This is a genomic window from Bradyrhizobium sp. (assembly GCF_016462955.1).
GTDB lineage: Bacteria > Pseudomonadota > Alphaproteobacteria > Rhizobiales > Xanthobacteraceae > Bradyrhizobium.
This window is the reverse complement of record NZ_JAEMSD010000202.1, coordinates 1-6103: the sequence shown is the minus strand read 5'-3', so window position 1 is coordinate 6103 and position 6103 is coordinate 1. Positions and strand designations below refer to the sequence as shown.

The window sequence follows — 6103 nt, the reverse complement described above, 5'->3', positions numbered from 1 at the left end:
TTCTTGTAGTGCTCTTCGAGTGTCTCGCTGAGCTGGCTCAACGGGTCGACGCGCTCTCGCGTCGTGATCTGCGGCCGCTTTCCTGCGATCTCGCCCATCAACTCGTCGACATATTCGAGTTTCTTCAGGGCCGGCCAACCGGCATATCGGGTCCGCCAGTTTGAGCGCGGCCGCAGCCACACTGCAAAGGTTTCGGCAAAATCCTCGTCCGGATGGCTCTGTGCATACCAGAGCCGAAGGTGCTGCACGTAACGCCTGCTCGCCGGATTAGGCCGGTAGTAGCGCGGGTAGTGTTTCGAGGAGGGGCCGAACAGCTGTTGCCAGCGCCGCCGCCGCTGCAACTGGTAGCCGTGCTGCAAGGCATGCCCGGCCTCGTGTCGGAGGATGGCCATGCACTCGCGCCAGGTTCCGCCCTCGACGTCGAACATCATCTTCTTCTCGATCTTCATCAAGCGCGGATGGGCGAGATAGAAGGGGATGGCGATGCCGGGCACGTCGCCCGGGCTGAACCATTCACTCGATATCCATGTGTGCGGCCGCAGCCGGATGCCCCGCTCTTCGAGCTCCTCATGGAGAGTCCCGACACAGTCCTCGAGCCAGGTGCCCTCGATCGTGACCTTCAGGCTGCGGAGGCGTTGTTTCAGCAACGCGTCATCCGACAGCTTCTCCCAGGCAAATTTCCGGCGCGGCATCGGGCATCCAGAGGGCAGAGATGACTCGGTAACTGGATGATGTCATGGGCCGCCGCCGCCAACAACCCGCAGCGACTTGCGGCGAGGACCGCCGCGCAGGCCGGATGGTCATCCCGGACGTGCACGGCACGAGCCCGGGTTTCATTGGGCACACGGTGAGCTGAAGCCCCCGGCTCGTCTCTCCGAGGGGACTGAATGACGGGAGTGAAACGATCAGTCGAACAGGCTCGACACCGATTCTTCCGCCGCCGTCCGCGCGATCGCGTCCGAGATCAGGCTGCCGATCGGCAGCGTGCGGATGTTCGGCGCCTTGGTCACCGCATCGGTCGGCAGGATCGAGTCGGTGATCACCAGCTCCTTCAGCTTGGAGCCGGAGATACGCGCCGCCGCGCCGCCGGAGAGCACGCCGTGGGTGATGTAGGCGTAGACGTCCTTGGCGCCCTTGGCGAGCAGTGCGTCGGCCGCATTCACCAGCGTGCCGCCGGAGTCCACGATATCGTCGACGAGGATGCAGGTGTAGCCGGCGACGTCGCCGATCACGTTCATGACCTCGGACTCACCGGGACGCTCGCGGCGCTTGTCGACGATGGCGAGCGGGGTGTTGATGCGCTTGGCGAGGCCGCGCGCGCGGGCCACGCCGCCGACGTCGGGCGAGATCACCATCACCTTGGACAGGTCGAACTTGTCCTTGATGTCGCGCACCATCAGCGGCGCCGCGTAGAGGTTGTCGGTGGGGATGTCGAAGAAGCCCTGGATCTGGCCGGCATGCAGGTCGAGCGTCATGACGCGGTCGACGCCAGCCTGCGTGATCAGGTTGGCAACGAGCTTGGCCGAGATCGGCGTGCGTGAACCGGACTTGCGGTCCTGCCTTGCGTAGCCGAAATAGGGCAGCACCGCGGTGATGCGGCGCGCCGAGGAGCGGCGCAGCGCGTCGGTGATGATCAGCAACTCCATCAGATGGTCGTTTGCCGGGAACGAGGTCGACTGGATGATGAAGGCATCCGAACCGCGGACGTTCTCCTGGATCTCGACGAAGATCTCCATGTCGGCGAAGCGCCGCACCACAGCCTTGGTCAGCGGCAAATCCAGGCCCTGCGCGATGGCCTGGGCGAGGGCCGGATTGGAGTTGCCGGCGACGAGCTTGATGGAGCCGTTCTTGGCCGACATGGACGCTTCCTCCCGCGCTTTGCTGGATACGACATTCAACATCGGAGAATACCCACAGGCAGCACGGTTACGACGGGCGAGGCAATATCAGGCGGAAGGCTGCGATGGCAACCCGGGATGCTACGTTTTCCCTTTGAAATCCCGAGTCGCGCCAACGGCTTGGCCGCAAACTGAGGCCGTGGTTGAGCGGAGGTTATTGCTCAGCATAGCCGAGCACCGAGGCCGGCATGTCCGGCGCCGGGGCGTCCCCGATGACGCTCGCCACCGCCGGTCCCCGCAACGCCGGAGCGGCGCCGGGTGCATCCGGCGTTCCGTTGATCATGTTGGAAAGTCCGCTGAATCCGGCTTGGGCGATCTTCCGCAGCACCAAATCATCGGCGGCTTGCCAGGGATCGCGGCCGCCCTTGGCCGAGGTCGGTTCCTCGCCGGAGAGGCGCAGCGCGCGTTGCTGGTTGGCGTCGTAGACGTCCCAGACCCAGGCGATCACGGTCTTGCCGCGCACCACCTGGGCGGAGAGGTAACTGCGCACGCGGTAGGCAGCCGAGCCCTCGCGGGAAACGACCGACAGGCTGCGCAGCTTGGATTCGCTGTCGAGCACGCCAACCATGCGATCGAACACCGGCGGCGGGGGGCCGTCGATGGATTCGAAGGCCACAGTCGCCCCGCTGCCGCCGCCCGGCGCCATCGCATAGGAATTGGCGGCACCGCCGCCCCCAGCGCAGCCGCCCAGCGCGGTCGCCGCGGCCACCAGCATGACCGCCAGCACGCGCGAACCCGCGCGGCCCAAGATGAATGACGAGTCCCTCATTATGGAGGGCAGCGATATCGTTAAAACGCATTAACGTCTAGGGCAGGCGCGACACATCCCCACCGTCATTCCGGGGCGCTCCACTTGGCGCGAGCCCGGAATCCATTTCGCCGCATCGATTGTTGCACAATGGATTCCGGGTTCTCGCTACGCGAGCCCCGGAATGACACGGGGTTGCCCCTGTGTTCACCCGTCCAGCGCAATCGCGTGAACGTGGCGGCCGTAATCCGGCTCCTTGCGATGCACCGAGCGGCGATAGCTGAAGAAACGTTCGTCGGAATAGGTGTCGAGCCCGAGATCGTCGATCATCAGGATGCCGGCGGCCTCCAGCCGCTTGCGGATGAAGCCGGCGAGATCGAACATCGCGTGGCCCTCGCGCACCGACGGGATGAAGAACATTGCATTGTCCGCATCCGCCTCGATGAAGCGCGCCACGAACTCGTTGCCGACCTCGTAGCTGTCCTGCCGGATCAGGGGGCCGATCGCGGCGATGATGCCGCCACGCGTGGCGCCGAGGGTCTCCATCGCCGAGATCGTTGCCTCCAGCACGCCCGTCAGCGCGCCCTTCCAGCCGGCATGGGCGCCGCCGATCACGCGGGCATGGGGATCGACGAACAGCACCGGGCCGCAATCGGCGGTGGAAATGCCGAGCGCGATGCCGGGCGTCTTCGTCACCAGCGCATCGCCTTTCGGCCGCGGACCGCCCGGCCATGGCGCATCAGCCACGAGCACGTCGGGTGAATGGATCTGGTGCAGGCTGAGGAAGCGCTCCGGCGCAACGCCGACATGCTCGGCCATGCGGCGGCGATTTTCCGCGACGAGGGCCTGGTCGTCGTTGGAGCCGAGCCCGCCGTTCAACGCGGAATAGATGCCGCCGGACACGCCGCCTTCGCGGGTGAAGAAGGCATGGCGCAGGCCGGGCACGGCGGACAGCAGCGACGAAGCCAGCGTCATCAGGTCTCTCCCGCCTGTTCGAGATCGCTGAGGCCGGCAAGGGCCGTCAGCCGCGGCTCGGAGATGCCGAGCACCTTGAACATCGAGCCCATGCCGCCACGCCCGGTATCGGTCAGGCGCTTGAGCGCGACCGAGATGTCGGTGGCGACCTCGGGCGCGGCTTTCTGCATCAAGGCGGCCGCGCGAGTGTCGATGCCGATCCGCTTGAGGAAGTCGCCTTGCGTCACCGGCCCGTGCACGCGCGCGCCGACATCCTCGGCTGCGCGCGCCAGCGCCTGGAAATCGACATGGGCGGTGACGTCGGCCTGGCCTGGCGCCTTCAGGGGATCGGCGAAGGTGTGGCGCGCAATCGCCTGGAAGGTGTCGCCGGCATCGCTGCGCAGATGGCCGTAGTCGATGATCAGCGCCGCGCCGTCCTGGTCGCGCACGCGCGTGGCGAGCTTCATGATCTCGCCGTCGGGGCGCCACTCGAACACGGCGCCCACGGGGGCGGCGCGCACCAAAGGCGGCAGTAGCACCTCGAAGCGCGGCGTCGGCTCCGGCGCTGCGCCGAACTGAAGCCTGCTATTGGCATCGAGCTCGATCACGCGCTCGTGCCAGCCGTGCTCGTGGCGGATCATCTGGTGGATCGGCAGCACGTCGAAATATTCATTGGCGAGGATGATGCTGGGGCCTTCCGGCACCTCGTCGATGCTGTCGTGCCAGGCGATGTTGCGCACGTTAGCGAGCGTCGCGCTCTGCCGTTCCCGCAGGATTGGATTGACCTCGACCAGATGGATGTGAAGCGCCTGGTAGAGCGGCGGCAACACGCGGAGTGCGCGCAGCGCATCCGCCATCATGGTGCCCCGGCCGGGACCGATCTCGATCAGCCGCAGGAATTGCGGCGAGCCCATCTGCTTCCAGACCGAGGCGGTCCACAACCCCAGGAGCTCGCCGAACATCTGGCTGACCTCGGGTGCGGTGGTGAAGTCGCCTTCGCGCCCGAGCGGATCCCGCGAGACGTAATAGCCGTGGCGCGGATGCATCAGGCACAGTTCCATGTACCGCCAGACCGGCATCGGCCCGGAGGACTTGATCAGCGCCTTGATCTCGTTGAGTAGCGGCTGTTCGCTCACGGCTATCTTCTCGAAATGAATTAACGAATGGCCCGGACGGGTTTCGGCGCACCGCGCCTGACAGCCCATACGATAAGTATGAGGCCGACGATAAGCATCGGGATCGACAACAGCATGCCCATGGTTAATCCGCCCCAGAGGAAGCCGAGTTGCGCGTCCGGTTCGCGGAAATGCTCGCCGGCGATGCGGGCGAGGCCGTAGAGCAGGATGAAGGCGCCGAGGATCATGCCCGGCCGCTTCAAGGCACCGAAGCGGATCATGACCGCGAGCGCGGTGAACAGCAGGATGCCTTCCATGCCGGCCTGGTAGAGCTGGCTTGGATGCCGCGGCAGCTGCGTGGGGTCGTTGGGGAAGATCATCGCCCAGGGCAGGCTCGCATCGGTGGCGCGTCCCCACAATTCGCCGTTGATGAAATTGGCGATGCGCCCGAGCAGCAGCCCCACCGGCGCGACTGCGGTGGTGATGTCGCCGAGCGACAGGATCGAGATGCCGTTGCGATAGGCAAACACCATCACCGCGACGACGCAGCCGAGGAAGCCGCCATGGAACGACATGCCGCCCTCCCACAATCTGAAGATCGCGGCGGGATGATCGATGAAGAACGGCAGATTGTAGAACAGCACGTAGCCCGTGCGGCCGCCGAGGATGATGCCGAGCGTCACCCAGAGGATGAAGTCGTCGATCTGCACCAGCGAAATCGGCGCCGGCCCACCCCACAGCCGCCGGTTCTTGAGCAGCGCGCGCGCATAGAGCCAGCCGAACACGATGCCGCAGATATAGGCCAGCGCATACCAGCGGATCGCGAACGGACCGATCTCGAACGCGATCGGCTGGAAGGCGGGAAAATCGATCAGCAGGAAGGGCATCGCGCCTTCTATGTCCAGACGGGATTGCGGCGATAGCGCGCCGGCAGACGCGTGTGATTCTTCTTATGCAGGGCAGTTGAATACGATTGCAAGGAAACCGGTCGATGACAAGGATACCGCCGATCGGCCCTTGAACCATTCCCTCCAGATTGCCATTGTCTCTCGACCGTTCGCGCAAAGTTTATCGGAGACCGACATGACCCAGACCAACAACCGGTTTTTCGACGAGATCGGCCGCCTGATGAACGATGCCGCCGGTGCCGCCCAGGGTGTCAAGCGCGAGTTCGACACGGTGATGCGCACCCAGGCCGAAAAATTCCTGCGCGACATGGACCTCGTCAAGCGCGAGGAGTTCGAGGCGGTCAAGGACATGGCGCGCCTGGCGCGGGAGGAGAACGAGGCGCTGAAGGCGCGGATCGCGGCGCTGGAGGCCAAGCTCGGGGGGACCCCGACGTAAGGCGCGGTCTCTCTGAACCCTCCCCTGGAGGGGGAGGGTCGGCG

The 6103-nt window shown here is 65.4% G+C and carries 7 protein-coding genes; 1 reads left to right on the top strand and 6 read right to left on the bottom strand.

What is annotated here, in order from left to right; translation table 11 throughout:
* The 6 genes from JHD07_RS20440 to lgt all read right to left on the bottom strand — a co-directional run.
* Positions 1-692: putative zinc-binding metallopeptidase (locus JHD07_RS20440; RefSeq protein WP_291625206.1), on the bottom strand; the 692-nt coding region annotated here is incomplete at its 3' end.
* Between the two features lie 213 nt (positions 693-905).
* A complete protein-coding gene (locus JHD07_RS20435) occupies positions 906-1859 on the bottom strand; it encodes a ribose-phosphate pyrophosphokinase (protein ID WP_291625204.1) in 954 nt (317 codons plus the stop codon).
* A 193-nt stretch (positions 1860-2052) separates the two neighbouring features.
* On the bottom strand, positions 2053-2667 hold the full coding sequence (locus JHD07_RS20430; protein ID WP_291625202.1) for a hypothetical protein: 615 nt from the start codon (positions 2665-2667) through the stop codon (positions 2053-2055).
* 186 nt (positions 2668-2853) lie between these two features.
* Entirely contained in the window at positions 2854-3621 is a 768-nt protein-coding gene (gene pgeF / locus JHD07_RS20425) for a peptidoglycan editing factor PgeF (RefSeq protein WP_291625200.1), read from the bottom strand.
* Positions 3621-4736, bottom strand: a complete 1116-nt coding sequence (locus tag JHD07_RS20420; protein WP_291625198.1) for an SAM-dependent methyltransferase — start codon at positions 4734-4736, stop codon at positions 3621-3623. Before JHD07_RS20420 ends, pgeF begins: the two co-directional genes overlap by 1 nt.
* Positions 4737-4756: 20 nt before the next feature.
* The gene (gene lgt / locus JHD07_RS20415; RefSeq protein WP_291625196.1) at positions 4757-5602 is read right to left on the bottom strand and encodes a prolipoprotein diacylglyceryl transferase; all 846 of its coding nucleotides are present in this window, start codon (positions 5600-5602) and stop codon (positions 4757-4759) included.
* Positions 5603-5798: 196 nt separating this feature from the next.
* On the opposite strand from lgt, the gene JHD07_RS20410 reads away from it, so the two are divergent.
* On the top strand, positions 5799-6059 hold the full coding sequence (locus JHD07_RS20410) for an accessory factor UbiK family protein (protein WP_291625195.1): 261 nt from the start codon (positions 5799-5801) through the stop codon (positions 6057-6059).
* Positions 6060-6103: the final 44 nt, after the last annotated feature.